The organism is Chryseobacterium tongliaonense, from assembly GCF_041224435.1.
GTDB classification, from domain to species: Bacteria; Bacteroidota; Bacteroidia; order Flavobacteriales; family Weeksellaceae; genus Chryseobacterium; species Chryseobacterium tongliaoense.
On record NZ_JBGFFD010000007.1, the window covers coordinates 241717 to 261814 of the forward strand.

Genomic DNA, 20098 nt, shown 5'->3' on the forward strand with positions numbered 1-20098 from the left:
TAATAAGTCTGATTCATAATTTTCTTTGCGATAAAAACGATCAAAGAAGCAAGAAAAAATAAGTGTAAAATAGTATATAGTTACCTTAATTATTATCAGTTGACTCCTCCGTTTTATCAACCGGAAGATTATTTTTCTTAGATGAATTAAACAGCCTGTAAAAACAAGCAGCGATAAGAATAGCCAGAATCCCCTGTATTAAAAGCGTATTACTACTTCCAATATGCTCAGAAGCATAGCCGGTAAGCAAACTTCCCAATGGCAGCATCCCGAAAATGGCGGTCAGAAGAATACTTACAGCCCTTCCGCGCATATGAGGAGCCGCTTCGGACTGAACGATGATATTACAGCTTGTAAACTGCATTACACTTCCAAAACCCGTAAATACCACAAACAGCATGGCCCAATAAAAGCTTGTAGTCTGTGAAAAAAAGATCAGACCTAAGCCAAGGACGACCGTACTTAAAATCAGGTAGAATCTAAGTTTATCATTTCTTTTCAGTGAAGCTAATAAAATAGTCCCGGAAACCGCACCTAGCCCAATAAATCCTGAAATATATCCGAAAGTAGCTGCACCACCTTTAAAAGTAACTTTTGCCACTTCCGGAATCAAGGTATCATAAGGCAATACCAGCAAACCGATCAGGCAAAGCATCAGAATGACTAAACCAATTCTGGGTTCATTTTTGAGATAGAGGATCCCTTCTTTAAACTCAGAAACAATTTTTTTATCAGTCACTCTTTTTTCATACGGCGGAAGTTTCATCATGGCAAAGCATCCGATAACTGCAATGAAGCCAACCGCATTAAGGACAAAACAAAAGCCTACATTCCAGTGTTCCAATACAAAGCCGGCTACTGCAGGTCCCAATACTTTACTTACACTTGCCATGGCAGCACTTAATGAAAGAGCACTCGGAACATCACTTTCTTCCATCACTACCTGACTGATCATTGTCTGGCGGGCCGGAACATCAAATGCATTGATAATTCCCAGGACAACACTTAAGCCCAGAATTTCCCAAACTACAATGTGGTTGGTCAATAGCAGAATAGCCAGTAAAGAGGTTTGTACAACCGCTCCTATCTGTGTCCATCGGATTATGGTGCTGCGGTTGTAACGGTCGGCTGCTACTCCACCGATAAAAGAGAATAAAAAAGACGGAAACTGTTCCGCAAAAACAGTAACTCCCAACATAAAAGTAGAATGGGTTAATGAATAAATCAGCCATACCACAGCTGTCCTTTGCATCCACGTCCCGAACTGGGAGATGGAACGCCCTGCAAAATAGTATTTAAAATTATCGCTTTTAAAAGCCCTGAATGTACTTACATTGGTTATACTCATCATTTCCTAAGTCAATTCTATTATAGTATTAAATCTAACTATTTGACAAAAACCATCAAAACGTCAAATTTTAATTAAAAAAAATTTAATTCTTTATCTTCCCGACAAACAGGTCAGCCAGCATTGTGGCTCCTGCTTCCCACTGATTTTTAAAGGTTTCAATCGCAGATTCACGACGGATTCCACGAATGCTGCTGATCAGCATGAATAACAAAGTATCGAGCATACCGGGATCCGGTTTGGAGATTTCTTTAAGATCAACCGCCTTTTGAATTGTTTTTTTCAGTAAAACAGTTTCCGCCTGCATCATTCTCTGATGTACCTCGTTCATAATATCGGCATACTTTGATCGCTCTTCATTATCCATTCTGGCCTCTACAGCTGCAATAAAACTTCTGGTATTTTCAAAACCTTTAACTTTAGCAAAACAGAAAGCTTTAATTTTAGATTCAAAAGTTTTTTCTTTGTTCATAACAGCCTCCAGATCATTTTTAATTTCTTCAACCTGGGAAATCATCACCGCTTCAAAAAGCTCATCCCGGTTTTTAAAATAATAGTACAGGGCACTTCTCGTTTTCCCTACTGCCTTCGCCACATCATCCATTGTCACTTTTTTAATTCCGTGACGCTGATACAATTGCTGTGCAGTCTGTAAGATCTGGCTTTTTAAAATTTCTTCCTGAGAAAGTGGCTGATTCATGTATTGCTTCGTTTTAAGAATAGGTTTCTGAAAACGCTTGACAAATTTACGAATTTTGTCGAAACGAAAAAAATATTTTAAAATTATTTAATCGAAATTAATATCTTAGGTTTGTAAATAATATTATGAAAACCATCATACATTAATGCTTTGTTTTAAATCAATTTCAAATTTCCCGGTTAAATACTATATTCTATTTATATTTTTCATTTCGTGTAAAACCGCTCTGCCATTAGATACAACTACGGGAATTACTCAACTTGAAAGCTGCAATGAAATGGTTTATGACCCGAAGTATGACAATCGTGGCGAAGATCTGGCTGCAACATCAGAATTCATAACCCGGCAATATTTCGACACCGGTACTATTTATAGTAATGAATATGGGATTTATGATCCTGTAGACATACGGTTTTTAACCAATAATGAAATTAATACGGAAATTGATAAAGAGCTAACAAAAATAGAAGCAATTCATCTGATAGAGGAAATCAACGGCATCAAGGACTTTAAAACAAAAAAGATAAAATCTCTACAAATAAACGTGATTTAATGATTCTGATTAAAGAGTCATTCAAAAATCCGGAAATATTAAAATCAAACGAACTCACCAAAAACGAAGCGAACCTAAATCTTATCTTTGAAAAAGACAAAAAAAAATTCAATAAAAACTTTTCGGAATATTTCATCCGGTATGGAGATTATGGAAAAATTTATCTGAAGAAAATAAAAAGAGATAAAGCAATTAATAAGGTAAATGAGCTGATTGTTTTCAGTATACTTCACCCAAAATTAAATGAGCTTTCTGAAAAAGAAAGAGAGATTAATTATGCAATGTATCAGGAATATAAAAAGCTTTATCATTGTAAGGAATAAGCTCCAATAGTTTCTGGTAAAAAAATGATATGGATTTCGCCTATATCATGACAACATAATCTTTATCTTTGCGAAAAATTATGATCCCCATTCACGATCTTTTTTTCTTTGCTTTAGCTGCATTGGTCTTGGTGATCAGTCCGGGACCTAATATGATCTATCTAATTTCCAGATCCATTACACAGGGAAGAAGAGCAGGTTTAACTTCTCTTGCAGGGGTGGTTTGCGGTTTTCTGTTTCACATTGTGATGGTCTCTTTTGGCCTTACTGCTGTATTATTTGCAGTCCCTTTTGCCTATATGATTTTAAAATCTCTGGGAACAGTATATCTATTGTATCTTGCTTACCAGGCGATTAAACCAAACAGTAAAAACATTTTTGAAGTAGATAAAAACATTCCGGCAGACAAGCCCGGAAAATTATTTGCAGTAGGCTTTTTCACCAATGTGCTCAACCCTAAAGTTGCTATCTTCTATCTGTCGTTTTTCCCTCAGTTTATAAAGCCTGAATACGGTTCTGTTTTTACCCAGAGCTTAGAACTCGGAATCACGCAGACTTTTATAAGCTTTACAATAAATTTCATCATTGTATTGACGGCAGCAAAGGCAGCTTCCTTTTTCGCTAAAAATCCGGTCTGGATAAGAATTCAGAAATGGTTTATGGCAAGTATACTGACTGCGCTTGCAGTGAAAATGACATTGACAAAGGCAAAGTAGAGTTAATAAATTTACTTAATCAATTAAATTAATTTCCCTCTAAAACTTTGAGTAATTATATTCCACAAAATCCCTGATCACAGAAGCGGTTTCCGGATAAATATTAAAATTTTCTCCGGTATCTTTTAAGCTGCTGCCTGAAAACATTTTATAGAAAATGCAGGCATTGAAATAGGAACCGATTTTTGAAGGATGGGAATCATCATCCCACATATTGAAGTAGGGGTAATTTTTTTCAAACTCATATTCCAATGCTGAATGTTTTGTATGGGTAATATTTGTTTCTTTTGCAATCAGAGCGTACTGATTTTCCAGATAATCTTTCTGCTCATTACGGTTTTGAAATTCTTTGGAGCAAAACTTTTCATCCGTATGGCTTCCGTTGCTGGTATAAAGAAATTTGGGATAGCAATTTTTAAAAGGATATTTTTGTTTATCAACCCAGGTTGAAAAGAGGTAGAATTTTGCCTTTCCACCGGTATCATAGGTTTGGAATGTTTTTATGCTAGGCAGAATATGTTTTTCAACTTCCTCAGGGACATAATATCCCAAAGTTCCATGCTGCAAAACGACATCGTCCCAAACGGTTTCATCAAACCTGAATTTTGCAACCCCGTTTATGATATGTTGTTCCAACTGTATTCCCGGAAAAGTTACCTGGGTAACTTTATACGTTTTATCACCCTTTTCATTCAACATTTTTTCCAGCATTTTCGGCATATCATAATAATAAGTAAGGCTATTCCCGATGAATAATATTTTCTTTTCCTGTGAAAATAAACTCATTCCAAGCCATAGAAAAATGCAGAGAAAAAATTTCTTTTTAAACATCTTTTTAATGCGCTTCCAGCCAGTTGTTTCCTACCCCAACCTCAACCAGTAACGGAACCTGTGTTTCAATGGCACTTTCCATTTCGGTTTTGATCAGTTTGGATGCTGCTTCAATCTCATCAATAGGAGACTCAAACACCAATTCGTCATGAACCTGTAATAACATTTTGGTCTGCAGTTTTTGCTCATCGAGTTGCTGATCAATTTTGATCATTGCCATTTTCACGACATCTGCTGCGCTTCCCTGTACAGGAGCGTTTACCGCATTTCTTTCAGCATGGCCTCTTACTACAAAATTTCCGGAATTGATATCTTTTAAATGGCGTTTTCTTCCTAAAATGGTTTCTACATAGCCTAACTGACGGGCTTTATTGACCTGTTCCGCCATATATGCCTTTAATTTCGGATAGGTTTCAAAATAAGCTTCGATCATTTGCTTGGCTTCGGTTCTTGATAAACCGGTTTGCTCTGCCAATGCAAAGGCACCCTGACCGTAAATAATTCCGAAGTTAACGGTTTTAGCCTGGCTTCTCTGGGTTTTGGAAACTTCTTCCAAAGGTATTTTAAACAGTTTTGCAGCAGTCGACGCGTGGATATCTTCTCCGTTCTGGAATGCTTTGATCATATTGTCTTCTCCTGAAATCTCAGCAATCAGACGAAGCTCAATCTGCGAATAATCGGCAGAGATAATTTTCTTTCCTTCTCCTGAAACAAATGCACCACGAATCTGCTGCCCTCTCAATGTTCTGATCGGAATGTTCTGTAAATTCGGGTTAACACTTGCTAAACGGCCTGTCGCCGCTGTGGTTTGTGAGAAATTGGTATGTACACGCTCGTCTCTGTCAATCTGCGACGGTAAAGCATCTACATAGGTTGATTTCAGCTTCTGGTAGGTTCTGTATTCGAGGATATGCTTGATGATCTCATGCTTTGAAGACAGTTTCTGTAATACATCTTCCGAAGTTGCGTACTGTCCGGTTTTGGTTTTTTTGGCCTTCGGATCGAGCTGCATTTTTTCAAACAGGATTTCACCCAATTGCCTTGGTGAATTCATATTGAATTCTTCTCCTGAAATCTCAAATATCTTGGATTCCAATTGTCTTAAATCGTTTTCGAGATCGATGCTTTCCTGAGCCAGCCATTTTTCATCAAGGGAAATTCCGGCCAGTTCCATTTTTGCCAGCACTTCCATCAACGGCATTTCTATTTTAAAGAAGAGATCTTCTAAGTTTTCTTTTTTTAATTGTGGAGCAAACAATTCATACAACTGGAACGTTACGTCTGCATCTTCTGCAGCATAATCGGTTTGTGTCCTGAGGTCGGCATCTCTGAAAGTTCCCTGGTTTTTCCCTTTTTTACCGATAATGGTTTCAATTGAAACAGGCTTATAATTCAGATATACTTCGGAAAGATAATCCATTCCGTGTCTTCCGTCCGGATTTAACAGGTAATGGGCAATCATGGTATCAAACATTGCTCCTTTGACTGTAATATCGTACTGTTTCAGGATTTTATAATCGAATTTCAGATTGTGGGCAATTTTCAGAAGGTCTTCTTTTTCAAAAAACGGCCTGAAAATTTCCAGGGTCTGCAGTACTTCACCTTTATCTTCTGACAAAGGAATATAGTAAGCCAAACCTTTTTTATATGAAAAACTCATTCCTACCAGTTCTGCTTCCAGCTCATTCAGGGAAGTGGTTTCGGTATCAAAACAAACTGCTCTTTGCTTCAGCAGGTTGTTAACAAGAATTTTCTGGGCTTTTGGGTTATTGACGAACTGATATAAATGTTCGTTGTGTTCGATGGTTGATTTTGTAGACGTAGCCTGATCCAGTTCTTCAAAATTGGCAAATAAATCAAGCTGGGTAACCTGGCCTTTTACCTGGGTAACCTGTGCTGTCTGAGTCACTTCAACCTCAGCAACCACAACGGTTTCTGCAGGAGCAAAAGCACGGTAAAGATTTTCGTACAGCCTTCTGAATTCTATTTCATCAAAAACTTCCTTTACTTTTTCAAAATCCGGTGTCTCAAGATCATACTGCTCCTGATGGAATTCGATCGGGGCATCACAGATAATGGTGGCTAATTTTTTGGAAAGGATTCCGCGTTCTGCCGAAGCTTCCACTTTTTCTTTTAACTTTCCTTTTAACTGATCGGTATTGGCTAAAAGATTTTCAATGCTTCCGAATTCTTTAAGAAATTTCATGGCCGTTTTTTCTCCGACACCATCCAGTCCGGGGATATTATCTACTGCATCGCCCATCATGGCCAGGAAATCGATCACCTGTTTCGGATCTTCAATTTCGTATTTGGCTTTGACTTCTTCCACTCCAAGAATTTCAATATCACCACCTTTTAAACCGGGTTTGTAGATTTTAATTTTATCAGTCACAAGCTGGGCAAAGTCTTTATCCGGTGTTACCATAAAAGTGGTATAGCCTTCTTTTTCTGCTTTGCAGGCGATAGTTCCGATCACATCATCCGCTTCATAGCCTTCCACCCCTAAATTGGGGATATGCATCGCTTCCAGGATCCTGTGAATGTAAGGGACCGCAATTTTAATGGCTTCCGGAGTTTCACTTCGATTGGCTTTGTAATCTGAATAGTCATCCGTTCTCACACTTGCCTGTCCCACATCAAAAACAACAGCCAGATGGGTTGGTTTTTCTCTTCTGATCAATTCGATCAGAGAGTTGGTAAAACCAAAAATAGCAGATGTGTCGATTCCTGTGCTCGTTAACCTCGGATTCCTGATCAATGCGTAATATCCTCTGAAAATCATTGCATAAGCATCGATAAGAAACAGCCTTTTATCTTGTGTTGCGTCCATATTTTGTATAATGAACAAATATAAGAAAATAGGAATATTTTTAGTCTACATTTTGGGCTGAGATTTTAATTTTTAAGATCCGATGCCATAAAAAAAGACCTCTTCACGAAGTCTTTTATATATTTTAATGAATAGGCTAATCTAATTTTGCTTTTGAAAACAAATCCTGTATTACGGCATCGTCTTCACAGGCTTTCTTAAATTCTGAAATAAATTCTTTTAAGCTTTCTGCGTTTGAGGAATAGGCACAGAACATTCCGGCTTCGGGATCGAATTTAATATCTTCACTTAAATCCGGCTTTTTCTCATCCAGAAAGCCCTGTGCTAAGGAAGCCCAGTCGTAACCATTTCCTTCGAAACCTTCTTCTGCCCTTGTTTCGAAAATTTCAGGTTTGTAATCTCCTGCGTTTAAGCAAACGGAAAAGCTGTTATTATGCTCTACCCAGAAAAAGGGTTTGATCATTGCTTTAAAATCATTAATGTCCATATTGTTCTAATTCTTTAAAAAGTTGATCTCTATTCTCTTTTATTCTTCATCTTCGCATTAACCTAAGGCTTCAATAAAATTATCGAACGTACGTACCAAAAATCATACGATTCTGAATATACTACGTGATTTTTTCTTTAAATTTTTCGTAATCTCCCACAAGCCTTTTCTAAACACATTTTAAATGATGGAAAAAATACCCGAAATAATTTCTAAAACGGTGCCATTAACATCGAGAGTAAAATCATATCTTTCTGATTCATCACTTTCACAGACAATCATTTTATTTTCAAAGTATATTTTTGAAAGTTTAATTTTTCTAAATGGTTTTTGCTTAATCAAGAAAAGACCTTCTGGTTCTTTAATAATGCGTAAAGAATCAAGAAGCTGATATTCATCGTCATTAAGAATATTTTTATAAATGTAAAAGGCTGATATAAGTCCGTTTTTAAAGATTAGTTCAATTCTGTCCAGATCAGTAGAAGATTCATCTATTGTTTTATTGAAATCAGCAATAATATCAAAAAAAAGATTGTCTAATACTGTTTTACTGATTAGTTCAAAATTAATTTCCTCTCCTTCTGATTCAGCAGAGAATTCAAGCTTATTTTCTCCTTTTTTAATATTTTTAAGTGGTATTAAGTTTTCTTCTCCATGTTGATTTGAGTCTAGTTTAAATGAGTTTGAACGATATACAAATCTCAAGTCTGTTATTAAAGAAATTTCACTTAAAACCGGATCATATTTAAAAGCTGATTCTTTTACTTCTATTTTTTCTGTCATACTGGTATCTATCGTTATTTATATTTATTATATTTTTCCAGTGCATCCCAAGCTGCATTAGATCTTTCAGTCTTTTCGACTATAGTTGTATTAGGCATTCTTTTTACTTTTGTTAATTCTGCCTGTACTTTTCCAAAATCCTGAGAATCTATTTTTACTGTGCCCTTTACTTCATTTCCAATAGTTTTTGGAAAGGTGACACTTTTAGCACCACCATCTTTAAGAACATCAAATATATCTGTTCTACAATTTACACATACTCCAACAGGCACATCTCCTGTCCTAAACTTTCCAAGCACATCTTTAATGATAACATCTTGATCTTCCATTAGCCCATTGTTAGCGAAATGATTAAGCCCGTTCATTTCTGCGTGTCCTGCTGAAGAACTATGAAAAGTTTCGGTTCCCAAATTCGTAGAAATTGTAGCATAGGCTCCATTCATTCCCCAAGGCATTAAACCGAGAGGATCAAACATTCCATTTGAATTTTCTACATAACTATAAAGATTTAGCTCTCCTGAACCTGTTTTTATTGGATCCTGGCTAATGTAGTATCCTATTTCATTATCATAATATCTAAATCTATTGTAATATAAACCTCCCAATTCTTCATCTTCATACTGTCCAAGTTGTCTGAAAGGAATAAAATTTTGCTCTCCTTTTAGATTTATTAACTTTCCATACATATCATAATCAGCAGACCAAACTAACTTCCCTTCTTCATTATAAGACTGTATTGGCCGTCTGATATAATCTGAAATAATACTATATGACCTACCATTTATGGTTTTTCCGCAAGGAACGTAAGACCCTCTCTCATAAATCCAAGTCACGAGATCAGTAATTGGTTCTTTTTCTAAAATTAAATTCCCTTCTTCTCCAATGGTTGTTTTAGGTTCGTTTTCAACATCGTATATCCATTCATGTAAAATAACATGCCCATACCAAATATACCGAGTTATTTTCTTATTCCCAATTTTCGAAATCCTTCTTCCCAACGCATCATATTCAAAGCTCACTTCCTTGCCATCCGGTCGTTTTACTTTGGCCAGCATTCCGTTGGCATTCCAGGAATATGCCCAGTCTCCGGATTCCCATTCCGGATTTTGGATTTCTTCGGGAGAATTTTCGTTGACGTTGGGCAGAATATTTCCATCCTGTAATTTCGGTTCATTCAGCCAGTCTGCAGCGATAGATTTATAATAAGGATGATGATTTTCTTCTTCTTTCTGATCTGATTTGACGTTATTAATCGGCCGTTTACTTTTTAACAATAAATTTCCTTCTTCATCATAATGATAAAACCAATTTTTATCGCGCATCAGTTTCCCGCCTTTGTCATAAACGCGGTCGGTTCTTCTTGCACTTTCATATAAGCAGCCTGTCTCATCAGGGTTTTTGTACTGAATCTCGCCATTAGGATATTCTGCAGCAACAAGACTTCCGAAAGCATCATAATCGAATCTTGTTCGTCCGCCTGTTACACGGTCTAAAACCTGCAGCAACCGGCTTCCCGGTCCCCAATGGTAATCTTTGTGAAAGGCAGTATTGGTTTTATTGACCATTACTTTCTGGCTTACCGGCATTCCGGTATGATCAAATTCGAAAACACTTTCAACTCCGCCTGTCATTTCACGGGAAAATAATTGCCCGTTTCGGCTGATATTCAGGTTCATTTGCCAGGGCTGATGTACATCTTTTGTGGCAGCCGTTACATTTTTAAGCTGACCGAGATCATTGTAAGCATAATCGATTTCTGCTCCTAAGCTGCTTTTTAAGCCCGTCAGATTTCCCTGATCGTCATATTCGTAATTGATGGAATGTTCGCCTTGCTTTTCACTGGTTACCAATCCTAATTTATTCCTATCGAAAGCCACGCTGCTGTTTTCATTATCAGCTTTGATCAACATTCCTGAGGTATCGTATTGATAGGCTTCCCAGGTTCCGTCGGGATAATGGGTCTGCGTTAATCTTCCTCCTAAATCATATTCGTAAAAAATATTTTTCCCGTTCGGGTTCCGGGTTTGGGTAACCAGTCCGTCTTTATCCCTAATGAAGAATTTTTGTTGCCCGTCAAAACCGGTTTCTCCGATAATTTCGTTGTTATTATTTCTTTCAAACCGATAAACCTCGCCCTTCTCATTGGTAATGCTCATCAAATTTTCATAAGCATTGTAACCAAAAACCAGGGTTTCTTCTTTTTTTAAAGTTAAGGCGTTTCTGCGAACCTGGCGTTTCAGGCTTCCCATCGGTGTGTAGCTCATGAGCCATTCAGCTTTTCCGTCAGTTGCATAAATTGGTAAATCGTAAGCATCGTAACGAAGTTTCAAAGGTAATTGTCCCTGTTCATTAACTTCCACAACACGACCCATTTTATCCCGGTTCCAAAGAGTTCTGTTTAGAGGTCGCGGGCTAAACATCAATAATCTTCCGTATTCATCATACTTCCAGTATTGCTCACCACCTATATTGTTGGTTAATTTGGTGATCTGATTTCTGTTGTTGTATTCGTAATGCGTTTCAATTTCCTGCTTTATACTGCTTTCAGGAAGCTTTTCGTCATTTAAATATTGATAGTTAACCGTTTCTTCCGTTGGATCAGTATAGCTTATTAATCTTCCCTCTTCATCATAATTCCATGTTTCAGAAGTTCCGGAAGGTGAAAAACGGGCAATAATCTGTCCGAACTCATTATATTGATAATGGTATTCTTCTCCATCCGGGGTGTGAAAAATTTTAATGTTTCCTAATTCATCATACGTGTATCCCTGAACTCTTCCTTCAGGAGTTCCCATCATTTTTAATTCATTGTGAGGAGTGTAATCATACCAGGTTTCACCGCCTTCACCATCAACCTGCTTGTACACCAAAAGATCCTCATCGTAATAATTTTTTTCGGTTTTATTGTTCTGTTTCGGATAAATAACCTCGGTATAACCTTCTTCTTCATTGTAATTTAAAAGTCCTTCCATAAAACCTTCCAGACCTTTTGTATGAATTACCCTGCTTTTTTTATCATACTCCCAGTGGTAACTCATTTCGTTTCTATTGGTTCTCCGGATCACCCGGTTTTCTCCATCATACTCAAATACGATGGCTTTTTTATGAATATCCCAGACATGGGTAAGATTTCCGTGCTCATCATAATCATACCGAACCTGCAGATCTCTTTGGTTTTTATAGCAGTAATAAACTTCCGAAACTTTTTTGAGCTCGGGATGAAGAACCGTTTCTATCCTGAAACCGCTTTTAACATCTTTAATGCTTTTTAAAACAATATTTTCCTCCTGATAGTCATATTCCCGGATTGTTCCGTCACCGTATTCGATATGAATTACTTTAAAAATACTTCCTTCCGTAATATGACGGAAACGTTTATAGGTGTAAATATCAGTACCCTTTCTTATGATCCAGACAGAACTGTTGGGTCTGTACTGCCAGATTTTCTGACTTCTGTAATAGGTCAGTTCCTCTCCAACCGGTGGAACCGGAATTGGCATCGGCTGCAGTTCTTCGGGGTGAACCCATGCTGCAACCTCATCTTCTTCATCGGGAACAATATACAGATCATGAGCATTGAAAATACCATTTCCTAACATTCCTTTGGTGTAAGGTCTGTCACTGTACCAGATATTTGTCCATTGTAAAGGTGTTCCCGCTTCAATATTGAAGTCATCCCATTCAAATAACATGGCACCTGATGCAAAATTGACAGGCTCTAAACCTACTTTACATAAAACTCTGGAAACAGGATTCGTTTTCCCGAATTTTCCTTGTAAAAAGTGATTAAATTTAGTAACTCCTTTTCCTAAACTTTTTGTCAAACCCCGCATTAAAGCCATTCCTGCAAAACGCATCAGCATTTCTCCCGGAGTATACACATGCGGTACAAAAGCTCCACCAACCAGCACAGGTCCGCCTGTATTGATCTGAATATACATACTGGAAAAATTATTATAGAATGCAAAATAAGCCAATGGATTTTTCTTCGGTTTATCCGGCATAGCAGGAAGCATGGTCATCCCAAATGGCAGTCCCATACAGGTTAAAACCTGCTGTGGCTGATTTCCGCTCATTTTACTTCCCTGCGCCAAAACCGTCTGGGCTCCGTAATATACTTCACCTTCATGCGGAGCTTCCTGAGGAAAAGGAATGATGTAAACAGGAATCAGAGAGGTAACGTGCCTGAAAGGAATCACAACACCCATTACACTCGTCGTGGTGGTGGCTTTGTGTCTTCCGTGAACATATATTGAACCTCCCATCGGAATACTCTCGGGAAGGTCCGGTTTTAAATTTCTGATAAATTGCGGAATCGGAATGTTGAATTTAATATAATCCATCACATCAAAAACGATCCCGATAAATGGGTGTGGCAATGGCAAAGGAATAAACATGAATGAAGGTGGTGGCGGAATCAATGTCCAGTGGATATCGATTGCCAGCACAATATCAAAATGTTTACTGGTATGCTGAATTGCCGTCGGGGTAATGGCAGGCGTATTAACCTTAATTAATTTAACTTTACTTTTAGGTGCCGCTTTTTCTGCGGTTACAGAAGTTCCGCCACCGCCACCGCTGCCACCTGACGGTGACTCCCCTTCACCGCCGCCGACTACAGATTTTGCCATAGAAACGGGATTCAGGGATTCAAAATTATTTTTCATTCCGTTTTTCCATCCCTGTGTGGTTTTTTCCATACTGAACGAAGTTGCGTCTGCAGAAACACTCAGAGACCGATCCGGATTCATATCTGGCTTTTTAACCTGTATTTTCTTTATTTTAGATTTATTCTGATCTGCCATGATATTTTAATTTGAGGTTTGGAGTCTATTTAAATTGTCATTTTAAATATTTTATCAATTTTTCAAACCATTAAGTTCATTTTTAAGGAGTTAAGTTTCTTTAAAAACATTATGAATAATCTTAGCTTCTTAATCAAAGTTCTAATAGCTGAAAATTTTGCAATTTTATCTGTTTAATAAAAGTCTAAACAGACTCTAACTATATTTTGGTTTTTCGACACTCACTTTCCAGTCATCACCAAAATAATTTTTCATTTCGTTATCCAACGTTGTTTTTTTGTCTTTGTCACCTTCATATTTTATCATCAGCATGGATGCTACAAATTTCAGACTGCTTTGTTCCAGTGCAGCAGGTTCCATCAGTTTTGCTATTTCAAGACATTTTTCGAAATACCCGATCATTTTATCTTTGGTCAAAATGGTATCATTTAATGTCCCTATAATTCTGTAGCATTCGATTACCATTGCATATTCACCAATAGTCTGAGCAACTTCCGCCGCTTTTTCAAATGCCTGTTCACCTTTTGCTTTTTTTGAGTTTCCCAATAAATAACTTCCGTAGTTCATGTACATCTGAACTTCCAATGGGGAATTGGGTTCAACTTCTTCAAATATGATCCGGTAGGTATCCTCTGCTCTTTCTTTTTTTTTGTCGGCGATATAAGCCTGGGTCAACATAAAGTAAGCAGAAATTTCGCCCTGTTTATTTTTTTGTTCTTTGGCTAATTTTACAGCAGTTCTCAGAGAATGTTCCGCTTCTTTATATCTTCCTTTGCTTAAATGGTTACTTGCTGTAAGAATCTGTTGCTGGAAATCGGTATCTGCACTGTTTTTTTTTCGGTTGGTGTGAGCTGCCGTATTTTGCATTAACTGGTGAATATCAACTTCAACTCTGAAACTGTGTGCCGAAGAATTTTCAGGTAACGTTTTATAGGTATGATGTTCTGCCCAGACAAGCTTGATCTCTTTATTCCCGGAATTTTCACAGATTTTGCACCATTCTTTTACCCATAATGATAATTCTGCAATATCACTTATTCGTACCGGAGCGATGTATAAATAGATCTTGGAATTCTGAATATTGGGAAAGTTTTTCTTTAGCTCCAGTAAAGGGAAAAATGCTTTACAGGCGTCAGTTTTAAATGTCTGATCGGTAACATTTAATTCCCATTGCGGAATATTTTCTTCGCTTTTCTCCAATAATTCATAAAACTCTTTCCATTCATCCAACAACGTCTGTCCAAAAGAATTCATTCCGTTAAATTCCTGATAATGGATTAAAAAAATATCTTCTCCGTCATAGTCTTCAGACAGTCTTGATTTTATAAATCCATCAAAAAGTTCCGTTTCATGTTTCTCTCCTAAACAGATCAGCATTGGTTTTTCATCGTTTTTTGAAACGACGTTCTGCCATTGCCTTTTTAATTTTACCAACTCCAAATCTACCGGATTCATCAGTATTAATTCAGTTTTACGGTTCCACTTACGATATTGGTTTCGCTTCCGCCGCCGATATTGATTTTCGCACTGCTTAAATTAGCTTCAGTTTTTGCTCCCATTGAAAGGGTAGTTGTTCCGACATCCAGGGTAGTTGATTCAATACCGATTCCTGACGTAGGATCGCCGCCTTCAGGCCCAACACCAATTCCGACACTTGCCGTACCACTGACTCCAATGTTATCGCCCTGAACAAGAATTTCTTTTCCTTTGATGATAATATTTCCGGCTTTATCCATAAAAATAGAACTCTCACCACAGGTCAGTGTGATTGATTCTTTGCTTTCGACACTGATCTTTCCGGCTCCGTCCAGAAACATATTATTCTGGTCTTTATCTCTTATGGTAATTCCGCCGCCGTCATCAAGGCTTACGGTATGGCCGCTTTTACTGCTTAAGCTTTTGATATTATTTCCGGCTCCGCCACCGCCGCCAATTCCACCGTGGAACATTCCGCCCATCACAAAAGGACGGTCGGGATGCTGATGTGCAAAATTGACAACTACCTGATCCCCAACTTCCGGAATAGCCATAAACCCACGATTTTTGCCTACTTTTTCGCTACTTCCGGCATCAGGTGTCATTACTCGGATAAATTCCGTCGTGGTTGAACCGTTCTGCCAGTCAAACTGTACCTGTATTCTTCCCTGGTTTAGCGGGTCGGTATTTGAAATTACTTTTGCAAACTGGGCATCTGCTTTAGAGCTCTGAAATTCAGGACGTGGAATGAAACCCGTATCTGAAGCAATAGCTTCAAAAGTTCCTGTATAGTAACCTCTTGCATCCACTTCATGATAGACATCAGTGATCATTAATTTAGTGAAATAGGAAGTTTCATTGGTATCTGTTTTCCGCATTTCGATATCTGCGATACATCCCGGGTATAAAAACGGAACAGTGGTTGTCCCTGAAGTTACAAAGACATCTGAAGCTTTACTCCCTGCCGTTCCTTTTTGGGAAACCTCTACATCCATAAAAGAAGCTGCTTTTATCGGGGCCACTCTTAAGGATGGGGTTGTAAAAGTTTTTTCAGAGATTTCGTAAGCGCGTTTCGCAATATCCGAGGTATGATTTATTTTTGAACTTCCTGTGGTCAGTTTTTCATTTTTACTGCTGTTATAGCCGTAAAATGAAGGGTTTACATGCTGTGCCTTCATCCTTATTTTCACATCCTGCACGCTGCTTCCGTAAGTAAGCTTCACAGGCTGCTCCTGAGGCGGAAGTTTTCCGAAATGAAGAACTTCACCATCATAATAGAATTGTTCTCCATACGCTTCAGCCATTCTTGCAAGATAATTGTAATGGGTTTCTTCGTATTGAGAACTGTAAGACACATTTCCATGCTGACAGTCTACTCTGAAATCAAATTTATCTTGTCCTAAACCTTCTTTTATTACCTGATCGGCAATATTATTCAGGCTTATTTCCTGTGCTCCCCCAAAGCTTTGAATATGAGGGGCTGCATCTAAAAGAGCTGTCGGGCTGTATCCTGTGAGAACAATATTTCCCAGGCTTCCTTTTTCCTGGCTGAATCCAACTTCTGTGATGACTCCGACAAAGTTTCTTTCGGGGCCGTCTTCAATGTCTTTATATTTAAAAACCACAGTGATCCGCTTTCCTAAAAAGCTTTGCGCTTCCTCCAGATTGTGGTTTTCGGCACTTCCAAGGGTATCGTGAGCAAGCATTAAATCAAATTCATGATGTCTTACTGCACTTTGTTTTAATTTGAAATGTTTGAAATGTTTTACGATTTTTCCTTCGATAACAATTTCAAGCTTAACAACGCGGTTAATTCCCATAATCTGACTTTCAGGAATAGCTTTGGCGTTGTGTATTTTGGAAGTAGGCTGTTGAGACCATACTTTATCTTCTACAAAATCAGGGGTATTGGGCTGTAAAACCTGATTCATAAACATATTGGAGGTATTTTGAGCAACTCCTGCATAAGACTGTGCCTGTGCCAGTTTCTGAGTTACTTTCTGAGTCTTCCCCTTTGTTTTTTCCTGAATCTTCTCACCCGTTTTACTGATCGCCTGTGTTTTTGCCACTTCTCCCATTTGTTTGGTTACGGAAGTTTTTCCGATCTTGGGAGCAGGAGTTTTTGGAGCGTTATCATCCTGAAACATAACCTTACTTTTTTAATTGTAAATGGAATTGTGTATGAGGTATTATTATTGGGTAGCACCCGATAATATTTTTATTCTTATCTGAATTTCATGCATAAAAACCTGATCGCCAGGTTTATTCTACAAGATATTTTCAGATATAGGTTTCAAAAAAGAAAAAAACAGAATAGTATACTCTTAATGAGTGCACTATTCTGTACCAATTTATTTTTTACTAAGATGATTTAAGTTTAGCCGTTAGTATTAGTTCCTCCAGGCCAGATACCTGCATAAGAAGCTAAACCGTAGTCGATTGTTTCAGCACTTACTACGAAGCTGATCAACATACTATTTTCATCAACTGCGTCGAAGTCTACTTCATGTTGAATTACATATCCGTTTTCCCATTTAAGCGTAATTAAAGTACCTTCTTCGTGAGATTTGTTGAATGTAATTTCACCTGTTGTAGGCTTGTACTTTCCGTTTAGTAAGCTTTCCAGAATGTCAGATTTTTCTGTAGCTTCCACTGTAATTTTGATTAATGCATTTGACGGATCAGATGCTACTCTACCGGATACGTCCGTAGATCTTGATACACTATAATTAAGTTTTAATAGTTTCTGACCTTCGCCGCCGTTGAATTTTAAGATTCCTCTTGAATTTGCTGCCATGTGCGTAAATTTTAATCGTTAATATTTTGTGATTTGGTGATGATTATGTAGCAAATATAGATCCCTTATTTTTAACCTGAAAGTTTTTAAACGTTAATCTCTGTTTTTGTAGTAGTTCTACGATTTAGTGTCGTAATTCTACTATATTAGAAATAATTTAAAACACAAAATAATGAAAATCAGACATTTAATATACAAAAAAGATAAGGAATGAAAATTGATTTTCACACCAGAAAGGGAAATATTAACAAAACATTAAGGAAAATTTAACAGGAATTAGGAATCTTACTTTTAAAATTTCACGTCATTATTTTTTAAAAGAAAATGAAAGAGCTGTGAAAAACACAACTCTTTATGAATACATTTGATTAAATTTTTTATTCAGTTGATATCATATTTATCCGGCAAAAGGATCTTTAACAAGACTCCGGATACTCATATACCATAGAAACCATAATGAGGAAAGATAGAGTAAAAATCCTAATATGACGATAATGGCTCCCAATAACCAGGGCTTTTTAATTTTTAAAAATGAAATATACCCTGCTGTTAATAATAAGGTACACGGAACAGCTCCGACAACACCGAACCTGAACAGCACATTTTTTACAGATATAAAACCGATATTATCTTCATAAGCACCTATTTCAGCAATATACCAGGTAGTTACTGCTATTGCCGATACAACGAATATGATTATGGCAAATAGAATAATTTTCGGGGTCTGTTTCATAGTTTATTTCTTTTTGTAGCCGGGATTTGCTCCGGAACTGAATGCTCCTTTCAATCCGGCTTCCACTTCCGGCCAAAACTGTGTATGGCTCAGGCTGTGGGAAGCCATTGCCAGATAAGGAACCGTACCCGGTCTTTTGATCATATCCGGAATCTTTTTCTCATCATCCTCCGTTACAAGATTGGCGTGATATTGTTTTACCAGCTCCAGATAAACTCCAAAGCTTTTTCTTAATCTTTTGATCTGGGTATCGGTTTCTCCTGTAAAATACACCTCTGCCCCATGGAATCCCCAATAAATTTTAGTTAAAAGCCCCGGTTTCACAAACTGGCTGAACAGTCTCATCAGAAGCTCTTCCAGGTTTCTGTTTTGCATCGCCCGGATTGTTCCGTTGATGAATGCTTCACAGGCTGCTTTTTTATTGCGTCTGTGGTAAGGGTCGAATTGAGTGATATTGATATCCTGTATGCTTAATCCTTTGGTCTGATGTTTCGGGGACCATGAATTAATTTCAATGGTATCCGTTAATCCTGAGCTTTCCGCAAATATTCTACCCAATAAGGTTAAAATGTAACTGTCCTTCACTCCGGTTTGGGCAGCAAACAATTCATTGAGAATGTTTAATGCAGTGGAAAGCAGGAGATCGCTGAAGTATTCTTTCCTTCCGTAGCCGCCATTTCTTTTGGAGCTGTTTCTCACAAAGATATTGTAGGCATCATGGGTCCATTGTAAAAACCGGTTCAGGATATGAACAAAGCTATCCCTGTCAGTTCTCAGGTTGGGTTTATTTACATCAATCTGTTCGATGTACTTAATAAATTCAACCGTCAACTGGTTAATTCCAAGCAGTCCTTTTGCAGTTTCGCGCCATAAAAACGGACCTTCCGTCTTATCATTGATCCAGACATTGGTAAGGTTATCAAATGCTGAGCTATCAATTGTTTTAAGGGTACGAAGCCCTTTTTCAAAATCATCAAACTTAAAGTTTTTGAGAAAAATCTCCAGATTTACAAGACTGAAATCCGCGATCAGCTGCTGTGTTAAATCATATTCATTGTGAACGTTAATGATTTTACAGTTGGGATGCAGCTTGGCGTGATTCAGTTGGTGCTTTTTATGGAAAAAGGGGGTTGATAGATAGGTTATACTTTTTACTTTCCATGATTTCGGATAATCCGGACTCTTCGAGATAAGCTCTGTAAATTGGTTAATCACGTTTCCACCATGCGAGTGGCCGATGAGATGGATGTGAACTTCCTGATTTTTCCAGAATTTATAAACCCTCAGAAACAAATCAAGCAAACGGTCTGCAGCAAGATTTCTTTCATTGGTATCGTTATCACCAGACCAACTGAAGAAATTACCTTCAATATGTAAATTAAGAAACTGAGGTTTCAGCTCTTTGATTTTGGCCCAGAAATTTTCAGGACCTGCCTGCCAGTATTCTGTATTGGCCTGGTGTTTTTCTCCTTTTATATTAATGGGATCGGTAGTTCCGGCCACAAACATCACCACATCGTAAATCTTCTGATTTTTCGGTGGACTTCCCTGCTTGCCGTAGGTTACTCCGGTATCTTTTCCCTGCTGAATAACCTGGCTTCCTGCATTCTGGATGACATCTTTCGCATACGAAAGGTTATTTCCGCCCGTAGTTTCTATGATATCTCCACCTACATAAGTTTCCTTACCCATGTCTAGTAATTTTTAGATTTCTCT

15 protein-coding genes are annotated in these 20098 nt (G+C 37.7%); 3 read left to right on the top strand and 12 right to left on the bottom strand.

Features of this window, described 5'->3' with window-relative positions; translation table 11 throughout:
* Positions 1-85 precede the first annotated feature (85 nt).
* Together AB8P06_RS15700 and AB8P06_RS15705 are read right to left on the bottom strand one after the other, a co-directional pair.
* Positions 86-1351: an MFS transporter gene (locus AB8P06_RS15700; RefSeq protein ID WP_369843168.1), complete on the bottom strand. Its 1266-nt coding sequence runs from the start codon at positions 1349-1351 to the stop codon at positions 86-88.
* 82 nt (positions 1352-1433) lie between these two features.
* Positions 1434-2048 carry a TetR/AcrR family transcriptional regulator gene (locus AB8P06_RS15705; RefSeq protein ID WP_369843169.1) on the bottom strand — a complete coding sequence of 205 codons (615 nt, stop codon included), beginning with the start codon at positions 2046-2048 and terminating at the stop codon, positions 1434-1436.
* A 145-nt stretch (positions 2049-2193) separates the two neighbouring features.
* Here AB8P06_RS15705 and AB8P06_RS15710 point away from each other — a divergent pair, with 145 nt between their 5' ends.
* The 3 genes from AB8P06_RS15710 to AB8P06_RS15720 all read left to right on the top strand — a co-directional run bounded on the left by AB8P06_RS15710 (position 2194) and on the right by AB8P06_RS15720 (position 3640).
* Complete coding sequence (locus AB8P06_RS15710; protein WP_369843170.1) at positions 2194-2601, top strand: hypothetical protein; 408 nt, start codon at positions 2194-2196, stop codon at positions 2599-2601.
* Positions 2601-2924 (top strand): hypothetical protein, encoded by a 324-nt coding sequence (locus AB8P06_RS15715; protein WP_369843171.1) that lies wholly within the window; start codon positions 2601-2603, stop codon positions 2922-2924. The genes AB8P06_RS15710 and AB8P06_RS15715 overlap by 1 nt, the downstream gene beginning before the upstream one ends.
* Before the next feature lie 80 nt (positions 2925-3004).
* Positions 3005-3640: a LysE family translocator gene (locus tag AB8P06_RS15720; RefSeq protein WP_369843172.1), complete on the top strand. Its 636-nt coding sequence runs from the start codon at positions 3005-3007 to the stop codon at positions 3638-3640.
* 39 nt (positions 3641-3679) lie between these two features.
* Here AB8P06_RS15720 and AB8P06_RS15725 read toward each other — a convergent pair whose 3' ends face one another.
* The 10 genes from AB8P06_RS15725 to AB8P06_RS15770 form a co-directional block, all read right to left on the bottom strand.
* A complete protein-coding gene (locus AB8P06_RS15725; RefSeq protein WP_369843173.1) occupies positions 3680-4426 on the bottom strand; it encodes a hypothetical protein in 747 nt (248 codons plus the stop codon).
* A 49-nt stretch (positions 4427-4475) separates the two neighbouring features.
* Positions 4476-7301, bottom strand: coding sequence for a DNA polymerase I (gene polA, locus AB8P06_RS15730; RefSeq protein ID WP_369843174.1), 2826 nt, complete (start codon positions 7299-7301; stop codon positions 4476-4478).
* A 136-nt stretch (positions 7302-7437) separates the two neighbouring features.
* On the bottom strand, positions 7438-7788 hold the full coding sequence (locus AB8P06_RS15735; RefSeq protein ID WP_369843175.1) for an immunity 51 family protein: 351 nt from the start codon (positions 7786-7788) through the stop codon (positions 7438-7440).
* Between the two features lie 180 nt (positions 7789-7968).
* On the bottom strand, positions 7969-8571 hold the full coding sequence (locus AB8P06_RS15740) for a DUF8184 family protein (protein WP_369843177.1): 603 nt from the start codon (positions 8569-8571) through the stop codon (positions 7969-7971).
* Between the two features lie 14 nt (positions 8572-8585).
* Positions 8586-13376, bottom strand: coding sequence for an RHS repeat-associated core domain-containing protein (locus AB8P06_RS15745; protein ID WP_369843179.1), 4791 nt, complete (start codon positions 13374-13376; stop codon positions 8586-8588).
* 195 nt (positions 13377-13571) lie between these two features.
* Positions 13572-14831 carry a tetratricopeptide repeat protein gene (locus tag AB8P06_RS15750; protein ID WP_369843181.1) on the bottom strand — a complete coding sequence of 420 codons (1260 nt, stop codon included), beginning with the start codon at positions 14829-14831 and terminating at the stop codon, positions 13572-13574.
* Positions 14832-14836: 5 nt separating this feature from the next.
* A complete protein-coding gene (locus AB8P06_RS15755; protein WP_369843183.1) occupies positions 14837-16999 on the bottom strand; it encodes a type VI secretion system Vgr family protein in 2163 nt (720 codons plus the stop codon).
* Between the two features lie 230 nt (positions 17000-17229).
* A complete protein-coding gene (gene tssD / locus AB8P06_RS15760; protein ID WP_369843185.1) occupies positions 17230-17649 on the bottom strand; it encodes a type VI secretion system tube protein TssD in 420 nt (139 codons plus the stop codon).
* 397 nt (positions 17650-18046) lie between these two features.
* Positions 18047-18382 (bottom strand): hypothetical protein, encoded by a 336-nt coding sequence (locus AB8P06_RS15765; RefSeq protein WP_369843187.1) that lies wholly within the window; start codon positions 18380-18382, stop codon positions 18047-18049.
* A 3-nt stretch (positions 18383-18385) separates the two neighbouring features.
* On the bottom strand, positions 18386-20074 hold the full coding sequence (locus tag AB8P06_RS15770; RefSeq protein WP_369843189.1) for a lipase family protein: 1689 nt from the start codon (positions 20072-20074) through the stop codon (positions 18386-18388).
* Positions 20075-20098: the final 24 nt, after the last annotated feature.